The organism is Bradyrhizobium sp. BWC-3-1, assembly GCF_032917965.1.
In the GTDB taxonomy this organism is placed as follows: Bacteria; Pseudomonadota; Alphaproteobacteria; order Rhizobiales; family Xanthobacteraceae; genus Bradyrhizobium; species Bradyrhizobium canariense_D.
Genome location: NZ_CP136625.1, coordinates 6,092,231 through 6,107,123, shown reverse-complemented (window position 1 = coordinate 6,107,123; position 14,893 = coordinate 6,092,231). Strand labels below are relative to the sequence as shown.

The 14,893-nt window shown below is 64.0% G+C and carries 14 protein-coding genes; 4 read left to right on the top strand and 10 right to left on the bottom strand.

Going from position 1 to position 14,893, the window contains the following annotated elements; translation table 11 throughout:
• Positions 1-113 precede the first annotated feature (113 nt).
• Positions 114-629, top strand: coding sequence for a YcgN family cysteine cluster protein (locus RX329_RS29605; RefSeq protein ID WP_026233606.1), 516 nt, complete (start codon positions 114-116; stop codon positions 627-629).
• Positions 630-784: 155 nt separating this feature from the next.
• A complete protein-coding gene (locus tag RX329_RS29600) occupies positions 785-2,365 on the top strand; it encodes an MDR family MFS transporter (RefSeq protein WP_085362387.1) in 1,581 nt (526 codons plus the stop codon).
• A gap of 6 nt (positions 2,366-2,371) precedes the next feature.
• Here RX329_RS29600 and RX329_RS29595 read toward each other — a convergent pair whose 3' ends face one another.
• From RX329_RS29595 to RX329_RS29585, 3 genes are all read right to left on the bottom strand, one after another.
• Positions 2,372-4,873, bottom strand: a complete 2,502-nt coding sequence (locus RX329_RS29595; RefSeq protein ID WP_085362388.1) for a GAF domain-containing protein — start codon at positions 4,871-4,873, stop codon at positions 2,372-2,374.
• 114 nt (positions 4,874-4,987) lie between these two features.
• Positions 4,988-6,622 carry a thiamine pyrophosphate-requiring protein gene (locus RX329_RS29590; protein ID WP_018458542.1) on the bottom strand — a complete coding sequence of 545 codons (1,635 nt, stop codon included), beginning with the start codon at positions 6,620-6,622 and terminating at the stop codon, positions 4,988-4,990.
• Positions 6,623-6,837: 215 nt separating this feature from the next.
• Entirely contained in the window at positions 6,838-7,257 is a 420-nt protein-coding gene (locus RX329_RS29585; protein ID WP_085362453.1) for a hypothetical protein, read from the bottom strand.
• Between the two features lie 198 nt (positions 7,258-7,455).
• Between RX329_RS29585 and RX329_RS29580 the strand changes: the two genes are divergently transcribed.
• Positions 7,456-8,901: a hypothetical protein gene (locus RX329_RS29580; RefSeq protein WP_085385859.1), complete on the top strand. Its 1,446-nt coding sequence runs from the start codon at positions 7,456-7,458 to the stop codon at positions 8,899-8,901.
• Between the two features lies 1 nt (position 8,902).
• Here RX329_RS29580 and RX329_RS29575 read toward each other — a convergent pair whose 3' ends face one another.
• The 7 genes from RX329_RS29575 to RX329_RS29545 all read right to left on the bottom strand — a co-directional run bounded on the left by RX329_RS29575 (position 8,903) and on the right by RX329_RS29545 (position 14,498).
• Positions 8,903-9,586 carry a class I SAM-dependent methyltransferase gene (locus tag RX329_RS29575; RefSeq protein WP_085385858.1) on the bottom strand — a complete coding sequence of 228 codons (684 nt, stop codon included), beginning with the start codon at positions 9,584-9,586 and terminating at the stop codon, positions 8,903-8,905.
• An 8-nt stretch (positions 9,587-9,594) separates the two neighbouring features.
• Complete coding sequence (locus tag RX329_RS29570; protein ID WP_085352302.1) at positions 9,595-10,590, bottom strand: glycosyltransferase family 2 protein; 996 nt, start codon at positions 10,588-10,590, stop codon at positions 9,595-9,597.
• Positions 10,591-10,764: 174 nt separating this feature from the next.
• Positions 10,765-12,327 carry a hypothetical protein gene (locus RX329_RS29565; RefSeq protein ID WP_085362391.1) on the bottom strand — a complete coding sequence of 521 codons (1,563 nt, stop codon included), beginning with the start codon at positions 12,325-12,327 and terminating at the stop codon, positions 10,765-10,767.
• 185 nt (positions 12,328-12,512) lie between these two features.
• A complete protein-coding gene (locus tag RX329_RS29560) occupies positions 12,513-12,677 on the bottom strand; it encodes a Flp family type IVb pilin (RefSeq protein WP_018458549.1) in 165 nt (54 codons plus the stop codon).
• Between the two features lie 192 nt (positions 12,678-12,869).
• Complete coding sequence (locus RX329_RS29555; RefSeq protein ID WP_018458550.1) at positions 12,870-13,052, bottom strand: hypothetical protein; 183 nt, start codon at positions 13,050-13,052, stop codon at positions 12,870-12,872.
• A gap of 168 nt (positions 13,053-13,220) precedes the next feature.
• Positions 13,221-13,457, bottom strand: a complete 237-nt coding sequence (locus tag RX329_RS29550) for a hypothetical protein (protein ID WP_018458551.1) — start codon at positions 13,455-13,457, stop codon at positions 13,221-13,223.
• Positions 13,458-13,514: 57 nt separating this feature from the next.
• Positions 13,515-14,498: a Ku protein gene (locus tag RX329_RS29545; RefSeq protein ID WP_018458552.1), complete on the bottom strand. Its 984-nt coding sequence runs from the start codon at positions 14,496-14,498 to the stop codon at positions 13,515-13,517.
• A 233-nt stretch (positions 14,499-14,731) separates the two neighbouring features.
• On the opposite strand from RX329_RS29545, the gene RX329_RS29540 reads away from it, so the two are divergent.
• Positions 14,732-14,887, top strand: a complete 156-nt coding sequence (locus tag RX329_RS29540) for a hypothetical protein (RefSeq protein ID WP_007593402.1) — start codon at positions 14,732-14,734, stop codon at positions 14,885-14,887.
• Positions 14,888-14,893: the final 6 nt, after the last annotated feature.

Genomic DNA, 14,893 nt, shown 5'->3' with positions numbered 1-14,893 from the left:
GGCCTAATTGACCCCGGTTCATTACGGGCCTCACGCGGGCGTTGCTTGCAGCCGCATGGCCGCACGCCCTAGATGGCACCAGCCGTAGCTCTTTCGAACTTTTGTTGAGGCGCATGACCGCAGCTCCCAAACGACCTTCAGGCCAGGAAGGATTCTTCTGGAAAACCAAGACGTTGGAAGAAATGTCGGGGCCCGAATGGGAGAGCCTGTGCGACGGCTGCGGCCGCTGCTGCCTGAACAAGCTCGAGGAAGATGGCACCGGCGACATCTATTTCACGCATGTCGGCTGCAAGCTGCTCGATGGGGTGACCTGCGGCTGCAAGGACTACGCGAATCGTTCCGACAAGGTTCCGGACTGCGTCCGCCTGACCCCGGCCAATGTCCGCACCCTGAACTGGCTGCCGCCGAGCTGCGGCTACAAGCTTGTTGCGGAAGGCCGCGACCTCTATTGGTGGCATCCCCTGGTGTCAGGCGATCCCGACACCGTGCATGACGCGGGCGTCTCCGTACGCGGACGGGTCGAAGGCAGCGAGGTCGAGATTCCGGACGATGAGCTCGAGAACCACATCGTGCAGTGGCCGGCGCAGCTGCCAAAACGGGCGCGCCTGAAGCGACGTCCGAAGGACTGATCCGCCGCACCAGGTAGATCACGTCCTCGCGATGGCCGTGGGGTGGGATGCTCCCATGCGCCGCGGTGCCTGCCTGAGAAGAACTTTGCTGTCTACATTGACTGCATAGAACGAATCCTTCGCGGTGTTGCGCCGCCTCATGGCTTCCGGTCGAGATGAACAAGTTCGAGCGGCAGAGCAGTTCTGCCGACACCCAGACATTGCCCGACGACATCGCCGAGGAATTGTCGCGCCTTCCGAGCGAGGTCCTGAGCGTCGATGACGCTCCTTCGCTCGCGCCGCCGGCGCCGCTGTCGCAGGACGAGGTCCGCACCATCGTCATCAGCCTGATGTTGACGATGTTCCTGGCCGCACTGGACCAGACCATCGTTGCCACCGCGCTGCCGACCATCGGACGCCAGTTCCACGACGTCTCCAATCTCTCCTGGGTCATCACCGCCTATCTGCTCGCCTCGACCGCGGTCGCGCCGGTTTTCGGCACGCTCAGCGACATCTACGGGCGCCGTGTGATGATCATCATCTCGCTCAGCCTGTTCGTCGCGGGCTCGGTGCTGTGCGCGATCGCTCCGAACCTGCCGATGCTGATTCTTGCACGCGGTCTCCAGGGACTGGGTGGCGGGGGCATCATGCCGGTGGTGCAGACCGTGATCTCCGACGTCGTGAGCCCACGCGAGCGCGGCCAGTATCAAGCCTATTTCTCCAGCGTCTGGATGGTCGGCGGCATTCTCGGCCCGGTCATCGGCGGCGTGTTCGCCGAGCATCTGCACTGGTCGATGATCTTCTGGATCAATGTGCCGCTCGCGGCGGCGGCGATCGCGTTGCTGCTGCCCAGGATGAAGAAGATTCCGGTGTTCCACCGCAAGCGCAAGGTCGACTGGCTCGGCGGCGTGCTGCTGATGGCCTCTGCCGTCGTCTTCATGCTGGTGCTGACCTGGGGGGGCACGCGCTTCCCGTGGCTCTCGCCCACCGTGCTTGCGATGGTGGGCGGCGCTGTAGCGCTCGCGGTCACCTTCGTGTGGCACGCGCGCCGGGCGGAAGAGCCGTTCCTGCCGCTGCCGCTGCTCGGAGGATCGGTTGTGCCGTTCGGGCTGACGGCCGGCGGTTGCGCGCTCGGTGCGATCACGGGCCTCACGGTGCAGCTGCCGCTCTATTACGAGGCGGTCTATCACCTCAGCGCCAGCGAAGCGGGCCTCGCGCTGATTCCGCTCGCGGCGGTCTCGACCTGCGGCGCGGCCATCGCCGGTCGCACCATGGCGCGGGCCAAGCACTACAAGCGGGTCGCCATCGTAGGAACGTCCTGGGCAGCGCTGTGCAGCCTCGGCCTCACGTTGACGACGTTGCCGCTCTGGGCGCTGCTGACGCTGATGGCTGCGTTTGCGCTTGGCCTCGGCACCACCTTTCCGGTCTGCGTCGTCTCGGTGCAGAATTCGGTCGCCCGTCCGCAGGTCGGCACCATCACGGGCGCGTTGAACTTCTTCCGCTCGCTTATGTCCTCGTTCACGGTTGCGGCGTTCGCGGCCATCCTGCTCATCGCACTCGGTGCCGACGTTCCGCTCGCCGGCGAGCATCACGGCGCCGTCAATGCGATTCCCGCGGACGACATGCGGCATGCGTTCCGCTACGTCTTCGGCGCCGCCACCGCGCTGATGGCTGGCGCCGCGCTCTGCCTGATCATGATGGAGGAGCGGCCGCTGGCCGGTCCGTCCACGACGCAACCCGTCGAGATGGCGGAATAAGAACCGCTAGCCGCGGCGTCCGTCCGGAAAGCTGCTGCTTCGCGGCAATCGAATCGTGAACTCGGTGAACGCGCCGGGCTCCGTCGCGACGTCGATTGTGCCGCCGTGCTGCTTCACCACGATATCGTGGCTCATCGACAATCCGAGGCCGGTGCCTTCGCCGGCCGGCTTGGTGGTGAAGAACGGATCGAACATCTTTTCCTTCACCTCGTGCGGAATGCCGGTGCCATTGTCGCGGATGCGGATCTCGATGCTGTCGCCCCGGTCGCGTGTCGCGGCGATCACCACCGGCTCGTAATCGGCGGCGCCGTCATCCGACTTGCGCTTGGCGACCGCGTGGAAGCCATTCGAGATCAGGTTCAGCAGCACCCGGGTGATCTCCTGCGGAAACACTTCCGCTTGCCCGGCAGCCGGATCAAGCTCGCGCTTCAGCGTCACGTCGAACTGCGGCTTCTCGGCGCGGGCGCCGTGATAGGCGAGGTTGAGGCTCTCCTCGACCAGCGCGTTGATGTCGCTCAGCCGATGCTCGCCGCCGCCCTCGCGGGAATGCAGCAGCATGTTCTTGACGATGGAGTCGGCGCGCCTGCCATGCTGCACGATTTTCGCGAGATTGTCCTTCAACAGTCCGGTCAGCTCGTCGACCTCGCTGCGGACGTCGTCCGCAAGCGGGACAGGCGCGAGCGCCTCGTTCAGCTCGTCCGTCAGCTCGGCGGAGAGCGATGCAAAATTGTTGACGAAGTTGAGCGGGTTCTTGATCTCGTGCGCGATGCCGGCGGTGAGCTGGCCGAGCGAAGCCAGCTTCTCGGTCTGGACCAGCCGGTCCTGGGCAGCGCGCAAATCGTCGAGGGATTTGGCGAGGTCCCGGGTGCGGTCCTGCACCTCGTTGAACAGGCGCGAGTTCTCGATGGCGATCACGGCCTGGTCTGCAAAGGTCTTGAGCAGGGCGATCGCCTTGTCCGGGAAAGGACCGGCCTCCGGCCGCGTCACGCCGATGGTGCCGATCGCGACGCCGTCGCGTAGCATCGGGATCACGAGGATGCTGCGATAGCCTCGCGTCCGCGCCAGCTCTCTCATGGCGTCCGTGAGGTCGGGCTCGGTCTGCATGTCGCTGCGGAATGCGAACTCTCCGCTTCTTGCCACCCGGCTGTGAATGCCGGATGCCGACAGCGGCACCGGGAACGAATTGAGCAGCTCTTCATTGCCGGCTTCGTTGTCGGTGCTGAAGGCGGCCAGGTGCAGCAGGTCGTCGATGACGCGCGTGACGGTGGAGGAATGTCCGCCGACCAGGGACTTGGCGCTGTCGGAGATCGCCTGGAACACCGGCGTCACATCCGCGGGCGAGGCCGCGATCACCTTGAGGATGTCGGCGGTCGCGGTCTGCCGTTCCAGCGCTTCCCTCGTGGTGTTGAACAGGCTGACATTCTTGATCGCAATCACGGCCTGGTCAGCGAAGGTCTGCAACAGCCGCACGTGATGCTCGCCGAACGCGCCGGTCGCGCGCCGCGTGGCGATGATGACGCCGATCGCCGCGCCGTCGCTCATCAAGGGCGCGAACAGCATGCTGCGGTAGCCCCGGGCGCGCGCGATGTCGCGGGCTGCGGGTTCGACTTCGGTGTCGGGCAATTGCGCCGCCACACCATTGGCCACGAGCCGGTAGGGCGGGAACTGCGCGAATGGCACCGGGAACGAGGCCTGCAGCACGCGATCGCCGGCCGGATCGGTCGGCGTGAACGCCGCAAGGTGCGCCGCGCCCCCAATGTAGCGCAGCACCGCGGTGGAGAAGCCGCCGATCAGCCGGTTGGCATTGGCCGCGATGGCGTCGAACACCGGCTGTACGTCGGATGGCGAGGCGGCCATCACTTTCAGAATGTCGGCGGTGGCGGTCTGACGCTCCAGCGTCTCGCGTGTTTCGTTGAACAGGCGCGCATTCTCGATCGCGATCACTGCCTGATCGGCGAAGGTCTGGAGCAGCTGGACGTGGTCGGCTGCGAACGCGCCGGGCTCGGCGCGCGTGACGCTGATCATGCCGACTGGCGTCGCCCGATTCATCAGGGGCATGAACAGCACGCTGCGGAAGCCGCGCAGCCGCGCAAGGTTCCGATTCAGCTCCGGGACCTCCGCGGCTTCGCTATCGGGAAACTGGATCGTCTCGCCGCCACGCACCAGCGCAAAGGTCGGAAAGTCGGCAATCTTGCGCGGGAACGACGCCTTGAGCCCTTCGTCCGCCTCGGGGCTCGTTGGTGTAAACGCCACGAGGTGGAGCTCGTCCTCGATGAACTGAAGCACGGTGGCGGAGAAGCCGCCGAGCAAGCGCCGGGAGCTGGACGCGATCGCCTCGAAGACCGGCCGGGCATCGGACGGAGAGGCCGCGATGGTGCGCAGAATCCCGGCGCTGGCGTTCTGACGATCGCGCGCAATCGCGAGCTCGCTGCGAAGCTGCGCGTTCTCGGCTGTGGCCGCCTGCAACAGGCGTTTAAATTCCGCGATGTCGTTGGAAGGGGCGGTCATTCGCAATCCGGCTTGATGCCGCGACAAGCGCGGCACCGAGGCGGATTATCACATCTCCTGCGGCCGGAGCCAGCCTCCGCGACAGCGAGTTTTGCTGCCGGAATCCGGCCCGCTTCACGTGCCCGGCCGCGACACCTCGGTCTCCTTGCTGGTGATGAACTCCAGCAGCACGGGAACGCCTTCCTGCGTCTTCTGGATGCCGCGCCTGATCGCGGGGGTGATGTCCTCAGGTCTCGTCACCCGCTCTCCATAGCCGCCGAAGGCGCGCGCCATCGCGGCGTAGTCTCCGGAAATGTCGGTCGAGCGATATTTCTCGGTCGAGACCGGCATCACCTTCAATTCGATCGCCATTGAAAAATTGTTCAGCAGGATCGACATGATCGGGATGCGCTCGCGCACCGCGGTCTCGAAATCCATGCCGGTGAAGCCGATCGCGGCGTCGCCCCAGACATTGATGCAGAGCTTGTCAGGCTTTGCGAGCTTTGCGCCCATGGCCAGCCCAAGGCCGTAGCCGAGTTGCGTCGTCTTGCCCCAGCCGAGATAGGTGAGGGGCTCGACCGACTTCCAGAACGGCGAAAGCTGGTCGCGGGGGCTGCCGGCATCGTGGGTGATGATGGTGTTGCGGATGTCGACGGTATGTTGCAGGTCCCACAGCACGCGATAGGGGCTCAAGGGCGCATCATTGCTGGTGAGCTTCGGCATCCATTTCGCCAGCCACTCCTTGTGCGAAGCCGCGATCTCGGCTGCCACCGCCGACGCGTCGCGATCCGCGCTGACGGTCTTGCCGATCTCCTCCAGCAGCGCGTCGAGCACAAGCCCGGCATCGCCGACGAGGCCAATCCTGGCTTCCACGTCCTTGTTGAGATGGTTCGGATCGAGTGTGGAGTGGATGATGGTTTTGTCTTTGGGCATCGCGATGCCGAAGCTTGTTTCAGTGAAGGAGCAGCCGATGCCGAAAATGAGGTCGGCCTCAGCCAGAAACTTCGGCACGGCGCGCGGCACCGCAAGGCCGCCGGAGCCGAGCGAGAGCGGATGCGTTTCCGGGAAGGACGATTTGCCCCCAAGGCTGGTCGTGACGGGAATGGCGAGCCGTTCGGCCAGCCGCTTCAGTTGTGGCCACGCCTGGGCGTAATGCACGCCCTGGCCGGCATAGATCGCCGCGCGCTTGGCGTTGACGAGCAGGTCGGCCGCCTCCTTCATATGAATGGGATCCGCGCCGTAGCGGGTGCGCAGCACAGGCGTGTAGTTCAGCGGCTCCGGCACCTCCTCGTTCCACATGTCCGCAGGGATCTCGACGATCACAGGGCCGCCGCGGCCGTTCTTCAGCTTGGTAAAGGCGCGGCGAAAAATGTTGGCGACTTCCGCGGCCAGGATGATCGGCTCCGACGATTTCGAAAACGCCTTCATCGCCTCGCTGGAATTGAAGTTCGGCTCGATATGCGCAAGCCTGCGCTGATAGCCCATTGGCAGTACCAGTACGGGAACGGATTCGCCGTAGCATTGCGCAACGCCGCCCATCGCATTCTCCGCACCGGGGCCATGCTGCATGCAGAACGCGCCGATCGAGCGTCCCGATGTCACCCGCGAGATCGCATCCGCCATGTGGATGCCGACGCGCTCCTGCCGCACCATCACCGGCCGGATATCGGCCTTGGCCGCATGCTCGATCAGATGGTTGACCGGATAGCCGCAGAGGATCCCGATCCCCTCGCGCTTCATGATTTCCGCAATCGCGGTGCCGAGCTTCATGGCGTCTCTCTCCCTGGCGTAGGCCGGTTGCTCCGGCCGATTAGGGGAGAGAGGATCAGGAAATCCGGGGAGGGTAAAGCGCGGACGATGAGAGTCGCGGTAGGTCAGCTATGCAGCGAGCTGCCGTAGCCCGGATGGAGCGCAGCGCAATCCGGGGCCGTTCCACCGGATAGACCAGTGACGAATTTCGCTGCGCTCCATCCGGACTACGACCGCTACTTGCAGCTTTGGCAGATCATCAGCTTGCGTTTCAGCGACTCGTCTTCTTGATCGATCAATTGCTCAGCGGCGCCTTTCGCACCCGGATCGGCCCTGGAGCCCTTCGCATTGCGTGACCTCACAGGCGGGACTACCTGGCTCGAGGTGTCGTTGCCGTCGCCGATACCTACGCTGAAGCCATCGTAGTCGGCAGCTGGGTTCGGCGCCGATGGAAGCCCGCCGATCACCGGCGGCGAAGCTTCTCTGATGGATGCTGCCGGCGGAGGTCTGGAAGTTTTGGCGCCCGCATGCGGCGGCGATGCATTGGGCGGAGAAAGCGAAACCGGCGGCGCGGCCGAAGTCTGCCCTCTCGCGCTGTCCTGCGACCAGACGCCAACAAAGATGAGGCTGAAAGCCAAGAGCATCACGCTTCTCATCCGCATCCTTCAAGCCGCCGTGGTTCGTCGATTGACAGTGTGAAGCGTATCAGGACCCGCATGGTCGTCAAAGCGCCGCAGCCCGGATTTCGCTACCGGGAATATAGTTCACAAAGCGTGACCGGCCCGCCGCGCACCAAGCCAGGCCCTGTCAAGTCAAAGAGGAATTTAACGCTTGCGCCCTAACTTGCGCTCGCCATGAGTGACCAGGTCGTCCACAGCGAGGTTCAACCGTTTTCGGCGCGTGCGGCGCTTCCCGGGCTGGTGAGCCTTGGCGTCTATGGCCTGCTGCTGATCCTTGGACCGCGGCTGCTCAATGATCCCGACAGCTATTCCCACATCGAGGTCGGGCGCTGGATCATTGCGCACGGCACGCTGCCGGCGACCGACCCATTTTCTTTTTCGAGGCACGGCGCCCCCTGGATCACCTTCGAATGGCTCTCGGAGGTCATCTACGCCGGAGCCTACGCGCTTGCCGGCTGGCAGGGCGTCCTCGTCGTCGCCGCCGCGGCGATAGCGCTCGCCTTTGGCCTGTTCACGTTCTTCCTGCTGCGCGAGCTTTCGCCGACCCAGACATTGCTCATGGTGATCGCGGCCGTCATCCTGTTGGCGCCGCATATGCTGGCGCGGCCACATGTGCTGGTGCTGCCGCTGATGGTGACCTGGGCGGCTGCCCTGGTACGCTGCATGGATCGTGAAGGGCCTCCGCCGTACTGGGCCCTTCCGCTGCTGGTCGTGTGGGCCAATCTGCACGGCAGTGTGGTGTTGGCACTTGGACTGATCGGGCCTGCGGGGCTCGAGGCGCTGCTGCGCGAGAAGCGCAGCGAATGGCCACGCGTATTCCTGCGATGGCTACCGTTCACCGCGCTCGCGGTCGCGGCCTCCTGCCTGACGCCCTACGGGCCGGAACCGCTGCTGATGCCGCTGACCACACTCGGCCTCGGCCCGGCGCTCAGGTGGATCGCGGAATGGCGGCCGCAGGATTTCAGCCACATAGGTTTCTTCGAGTTGGTGCTGCTGGCCGGCATCTTCGCGCTCTCGCGTGGCGTGACGCTGCCGGTCGTGCGGGCCTTGGTCGTGATCGGCTTGCTGCATTTCGCGCTGGCCCAGATCCGCAATGCGGATCTGCTGGCCATGCTGGCGCCGCTCTATCTGGCGGCTCCGCTGGGGCGGAAGTTCGGCGGACCGATTGGGAAAGATGCGGCCGGCTCGTCGCGCCGCCTGAACCTGGCCGCCCTCGGTGTGTTGATTGCGGTGAGCGGGGCGACGCTGGCCCGTGATATACGGCCGGCTCCGGCCATCACCCCTCAGGCTGCCATCGCTGAAGCCAACCTCGCCGCAGCGGGGCACGTGCTCAACGATTATACCTTCGGTGGCTATTTGATCTTTGCCGGCATTCCCACCTTTATCGACGGTCGCGGTGAACTGTACGGGGGAGCGTTCATCAACCGCTACAATCGCGCCCTGGCGCTCGTCGATCTCGGCGACTTTCTCAGATTGCTCGACGAATACAGCATCGGCGCGACGTTGCTCGCGCCGGGGACGCCGGCTATAGCGATGCTGGACCGGCTGCCCCAATGGCAGCGCGTCTACAGCGACGACGTGGCGGTCGTGCACAAGCGGCGAGATATGCCGCAAAGATAGATCAAGCGGTCCCGTAGGCGGCGTATTGGCCGCCAAGCGGCACGCCGCTCAGGGTCGCTTCGAGACGCCGCGACGGCTTGGTGTCCCAGGGCAGCAGCAGGAAATGGCGCGCACCGATCTCGCGCAAGCCGCCGGCAGCCATCAATTTTCGGGTTGTGCCGGCCCCGAGCAAGACGGCGTCCCGGTCGAACTCACAACGCGCGACGGCAAGACGGGTCAGCGGGTTGTACGGATTGTGCTCGATGACGCAGACGAGTCCACCGGGGCGCGTCACGCGCCGCATCTCCGCGATGAATTGCGCCCATTCCGTTGGCACGAGATGGTGCATCACGCAGACGGCCGTGACCAGATCGAAGCTGGCATCGTCGAAAGGAAAGGTGCGGCCGTCGAACTCACGGTAGTCGACCCTGCCGTTGTCAGCGCGCGCCTGCGCCAGGCTGGCCGACGAGACGTCGATGCCGCTCAAGCGGCCGACTATGCCGTGCAGCAGTGGATGAAGGCTGCCTACGCCGCAGCCGACGTCCAGCATGTCGGGCCTCTCCGTGTCGAGCCGCTGCGCGATCAGGTTGCCCAGCAGATCGGCCTTGGCGCGCATGAAGAAATGATGCGGCAAGCCGGAGAAGTCGATCGAGGATTGGACCACGTCACGGTAGTTGTCGTGATAGCCGTCGAAGAGCTCGGTCATGCGCTGTGTCACTCGTTGACGGCGTGGATCGCGGGTGCGGCTGCCGCCTCGTTGCGGTCGAAGCCAGCGCGGGTCTGCACCACGTAGAGCGGTCGACGTTTCACCTCGGCATGGATGCGGCCGACGTAAAGCCCCACGATACCCGTCATCAGCATGTTCATTCCACACAGCAGGGACACGACGACCATCGTCGAGGACCAGCCGGTCACGAGATGACTATCGTTGCTGAGCCACAACAGGATCACCCAGCCGCCATAGAGCAGTGCCAGACCTGAGACCGTCAATCCGCACCAGATTGCCAGGCGCAAGGGCAGATCGGAAAAGCCGAGCGCGGCGTTCATCGCGAGCCGCAGCATCTTGAACAGCGGATATTTGGTCTCGCCCGCTGCTCGCTCGAGGCGGTGGAAGGTGACCTCCGCCTGCCGGAAGCCGAGCCAGGCGATCATGCCGCGTACGAAGCGGTCCTGCTCCGGCATCTGCCGAAGCGCGTCGAGCACCTTGCGATCGATCAGGCGGAAGTCGCCGACGTCGGCGGGGATGCCGACCGAGGACATCCTGCCGAGAAGCCGGTAGAACAGATGCGCGGTCGCGCGCTTGAATCGGCTTTCGCCGTCGCGCGACAGGCGGCGGGCGTGGACGATGTCGTTGCCTTCCTGCCATTTTGCGATCAATTGCTCGATCACTTCGGGCGGATCCTGCAAATCGGCATCCATGACGATGATCGCTTCACCTTGCGCGGCGTCCATGCCGGCGGTGATGGCGATCTGATGCCCGAAATTTCGCGACAGGCCGATATAGCGAAAGCGCGGGTCGCGCGTGGCGAGCGCCTGTAGCACGATCGAACTGGAATCGCTGCTGCCGTCGTCAACGAAGATCGCCTCTGCCGGCCCGTCGAGCCGGGACAAGACCAGGTCGAGCCTGCGCAGCAGCACCGGCAGCACGGCTTCCTCGTTGAACACGGGGATGACGAGGCTGTAGCGGATCGACTGGAAATTGGCCGCCATGCGAGAGAGTCCAACTCGTTGCAGGAGCGGAAGTCTATGCCGGCGGTGGTTAAGGTCGCCTTGCCACAACCATTAAGGATATGGGGCACCGCAGTGGCTTCCAAAAGGCGGGTGCAGATGGTGATGCCCGATTAACCACGCTGGGCAGCGCGGCTTCGGCCTCGGACTTGCGGTCTAGGACTTGCGGCGGATCTTGTAGAGAACAAATCGCTCAGAGGTGTCCAGCGCTTCCAGCAGATCCGGCAGCGGGTTTGCGGCTCGCGGCCCGAGGACATAGAGATAGTCGAAGTCCTGATGCCAGGTGCGGACGAACGGCGGAACGCCTGCCGGCGGCCGGCTTGCCGCAATCGCGGTAAGCACGCCCAGCGGCACCGGCCCCCCGTAGGGAATGGCAAGACGGCGCACGTCCTCGCGTGGCCGCACGGGCTGCTTGCCCGCTTCCGTGAATAGATTGGGCACGAACGCGTTGGCATAGTGCACGGCCAGCGTAGGTGCATAGTACATCGGATATGAGGTGAGGTCGGCGAAGGGCGGGTCTCCATTGTCGTCCGTGCTGGCGACGAGGATGCGCGAGCCGCGATCGATCTTGTGGAACGACTCGACGATGGCCGCATAGTCGGTGCGGTAAGGCAGCCACACCGTGAGCACGACGGCGAGATTGATCAGTATGACGCCACTGATCGCGGCGAGCGCTGCCATTCTCCACGCCCGGCTGGGCAGCGTCAGCGAGCAGAAGGCCGGCAGGATCAGAGCCGCAGCGGGAATGACGCGCAGGTCGACGAACGAGGTTCCGAACAGCTTCGAGGGAATGACGACGTAGAGCAGCGCGAAGCCGATCGCGAGCCAGGTCCCGGCTGTTTCGAGCTTGAGGACGCCGCGTCTTGCGGCGAAGAACAGCGAGACCATCAGCGTAAGCCCCGTCGCCGCTGCGATCGTCAGATTGTAACCGTTCATGATGCGCAACGGCCAGATCGGCTTGAATCCGATGAACCAGCTCGTTCCTTCGCTTCCGATCGATCCCGCGGTCATGCGCATGATCCCAAAGAGGGCAAGCGCCGGTATGGCCAACGCGCCGAGCCGCGCGGCGGCGACCCCGTACGACCTTCGCCCATGGCGGATGCGCGAGAGCTCGTAGACGCCGAGCGTCGCGCCATAGACGCCGAGGGAGAAGAAATGCGCCGCAAACAGCGCAGCGACGAAGACCATGTTGACGACGAAACGCAGTGGCCATGGGCGCTCCGCGAGCATCAGATAGACGGCGATGCCGCAAAGAGCGAGGCCCAGTCCGAACTCGAAATTCACGAAGCCCCAGCTGAACGGCAGACAGTAAAGGAAAGCGAGCGCCGCAAAGCCGGCGAGATGGACCCGTCCCTTCCGGGCCCATTCGAGCAAAAGCGCGCCTCCGACGATCAGCAATTGGCTCAGGAGCAGAAACAGGCGCGTGGCGTTCTCGACGTTGATCAGCCGCGCCATTCGCGGGACCAGCAGATCCATTCCAAGGTTGGGATAGAATGCCCAGGCCACTTCGTAATACGGATTGGCATTGGGAGTGCCGTTCTGGCTCAGAATGTACATCCGGGCGAGATGATTGGGATAGTCGACCATCGCGGGGATAGGGGTCAGCAGCACCGGAAGAAACGACAGGGCCGCCAGGACAGCAAGGACGCTGATCGGGGTCGATCGGTTCGAGCCAAAACGAGCCCAGATTGTCGAGGTCGGCTTGTCGGAAGGAATCATGTCATAGGGCCGCTAGAGTTTGAGCTTACGCTCTACGACGGCGCAACCGCGCGACACAACGCCAATAATGTGAACTTCGCGAAAATCAAACTGGGGTCGCCGCCGCATCGGAAGGAGGAGCCTATCATCCGGCGCGCTGCACGCGGATTCGTGCTGATGCGATTGCGGCGCGCCGGCTATGCCAGCTACTTCATCGCCGCGCTGATCGAGTTGAATTTGCTGCTCAGGAGTGCGCTGCCCGTGTTGTTCACGGCCGTGATGATCGCGAACGCGATGCCGGTGGCGATCAGACAATACTCGATGGCGGTGGCACCATTTTCGTCGGCAAGAAATGACTTGAGCAAAGTCATCGTCAACTCCTGTTCATCCGTCCAACCTAGGCTGGTGCCGTTTTCGGAATGGTAAATTGATTCACTAAGTTTTCGTGAGCGCGCCAAAACGCAGGGCGGATGGTCCTCACCTGCCGTTTGATATGGTGACATCGATTGACTTAAGGTTTCGTCACCCAATTCGGACGCATTTGGCGATGTCGTCATCCCGTCTCAGGACGAGATCTGGCGTTCCGGTGCGGCCTTGCTGGAGCGTTTCAGCACTATCGCCAGACGTCCGACCAGATAGCTGACCACGGACGGCTGCGCTCGCGCGGAGCTGCCGGCCAGGCTTTCTTCCTCGGCCGCGTCGTTGACGATGCCGATGTAATTCTTTCTGGCGTCCTGCTGCTTCACGAGCCTGCAACCCCGAGTTCAATCGAGGGGCGACGATGCTGCGCTGAGCGGGAAGCGTCGGTTAATTTTGTCTTCCGTAGGATTACGTGCCCTCCGGCCGCAGGCAGACGCTGAAAGCGCGGCTTGACTTAACGGATTGTTGAGCCTGTTCTCGAGCGGGCGCCCGGCTCACTCGCGCCGACCGTCCGCATTCAGCGCCCGCAACACCGCGATGCGGGCGAACATCATCCAGCCGCCGCCGGTCTCGGCCGCGTTGATCAGGGTTTCGATCGCGGTCTGCCAGTGGCTCGCATCCTGCGTATCCTCGGGCAGTCGCATGATGTGATCGGCAGCTTCTTGCAGCGTCCGCAGCTTGCGCCCGCCACGTAACGAGATGGGTTCGTCGAACGCGGTCGACCAGGGCATGTCAGGTCGGCCGATCGACGAGGGGCAGCATCACGGCGTCGGCGCTGTGCGATGCCGCTAGCCGGCCTTCTTCGCCCGGGCCGGCGCGCGCACCGGCTTGTCCGCCTTTTTGGGAGCGGCTTTCGCAGCAGTGTCCTTGCCGCCCTTGCCGGTGATCGGCAGCAGCATCTCACGCTGGCCTTCGACGCGCTTCTTCGGCTTCTTGCCCTTGACGGCGTCCTTGGTCACGTCCTTGGCCACCTTCGCCGCGGGGCCTGCGTCCTTCTCGTTCGCGATGCTCTTCTTCAGCGCGTCCATGAGGTTGATAACGTTGCCGCTGGTCTTGGGCGCGGCCTTTGCTGCGATGGGCGCGCCGCTGCGCTTCTTGTTGATGAGGTCGATCAGTGCGGTCTCGTAATGGTCCTCGAACAGCTCAGGCTCGAACGCGCCGGACTTCTTCTCGACGATGTGCTTTGCAAGGTCGAGCATGTCCTTGGTCAGCTTCACGTCCTGGATGTCGTCGAAATAGTCCTTCTCGCCGCGCACCTCGTAGGGGTAGCGCAGCAGCGTCCCCATCAGGCCGCTCCCGAGCGGCTCCAGCGCGATGATGTGCTCGCGGTTGGTCAGCACCACGCGGCCGATCGCGACCTTGTCCATGCTCCGGATCGTCTCGCGGATCACCGCAAATGCGTCGTGGCCGACCTTGCCGTCGGGCACGAGATAGTAGGGGCGGATCAGATAGCGGCTGTCGATGTCGGTCTTCGGTACGAACTCGTCGATCTCGATCGTGTGGGTGGACTCCAGCGCGATGTCGTCGAGCTCGTCCTTGGTGACCTCGATATAGGTGTCGGTGTCGACCTTGTAGCCCTTGACGATGTCCTCCGAAGTCACCTCGTCACCGGTCTCGGCGTCGACCTTGAGGTACTTGATCCGGTGGCCGGTCTTGCGGTTTATCTGGTTGAACGAGACTTTCTCGGTATCCGAAGTGGCCGGATAGAGCGCGACCGGGCAGGTCACGAGCGACAAACGCAGAAAACCCTTCCAATTGGCGCGGGGGGCCATGGGCTACTCCAAACGCAACGGGGACAGAAGACGAAGATACCATCGGGGAACACCGAATCATAGCAAGGCGGATCGCTGAATCTTGCAACTGCGTTAATCGGCCGCCCGGCGCGCGGTTGCAGCCCGATCCGGCTGCAAAAACCGGAACATCATATCCGATCATGCGTTGCCACTGGACATTCGCCGCGAGGAGTCGCGGCCATCCGATGCGACGGCCAGAAATTGAGGTCACCATGGCAACCACGCGAGACCAACGTCAGATCGTGGAAACTCCGACGGAGGCGCGCCAGGGCGAGCCTGGGCCGTCGGTGGCGGCGCTGCTCGCCATATCAACCGGGCTCGCGATCCTGATCCTCGCGGTCATCTGGTTCGTGTTCTTCCGGACCTGATCGGCA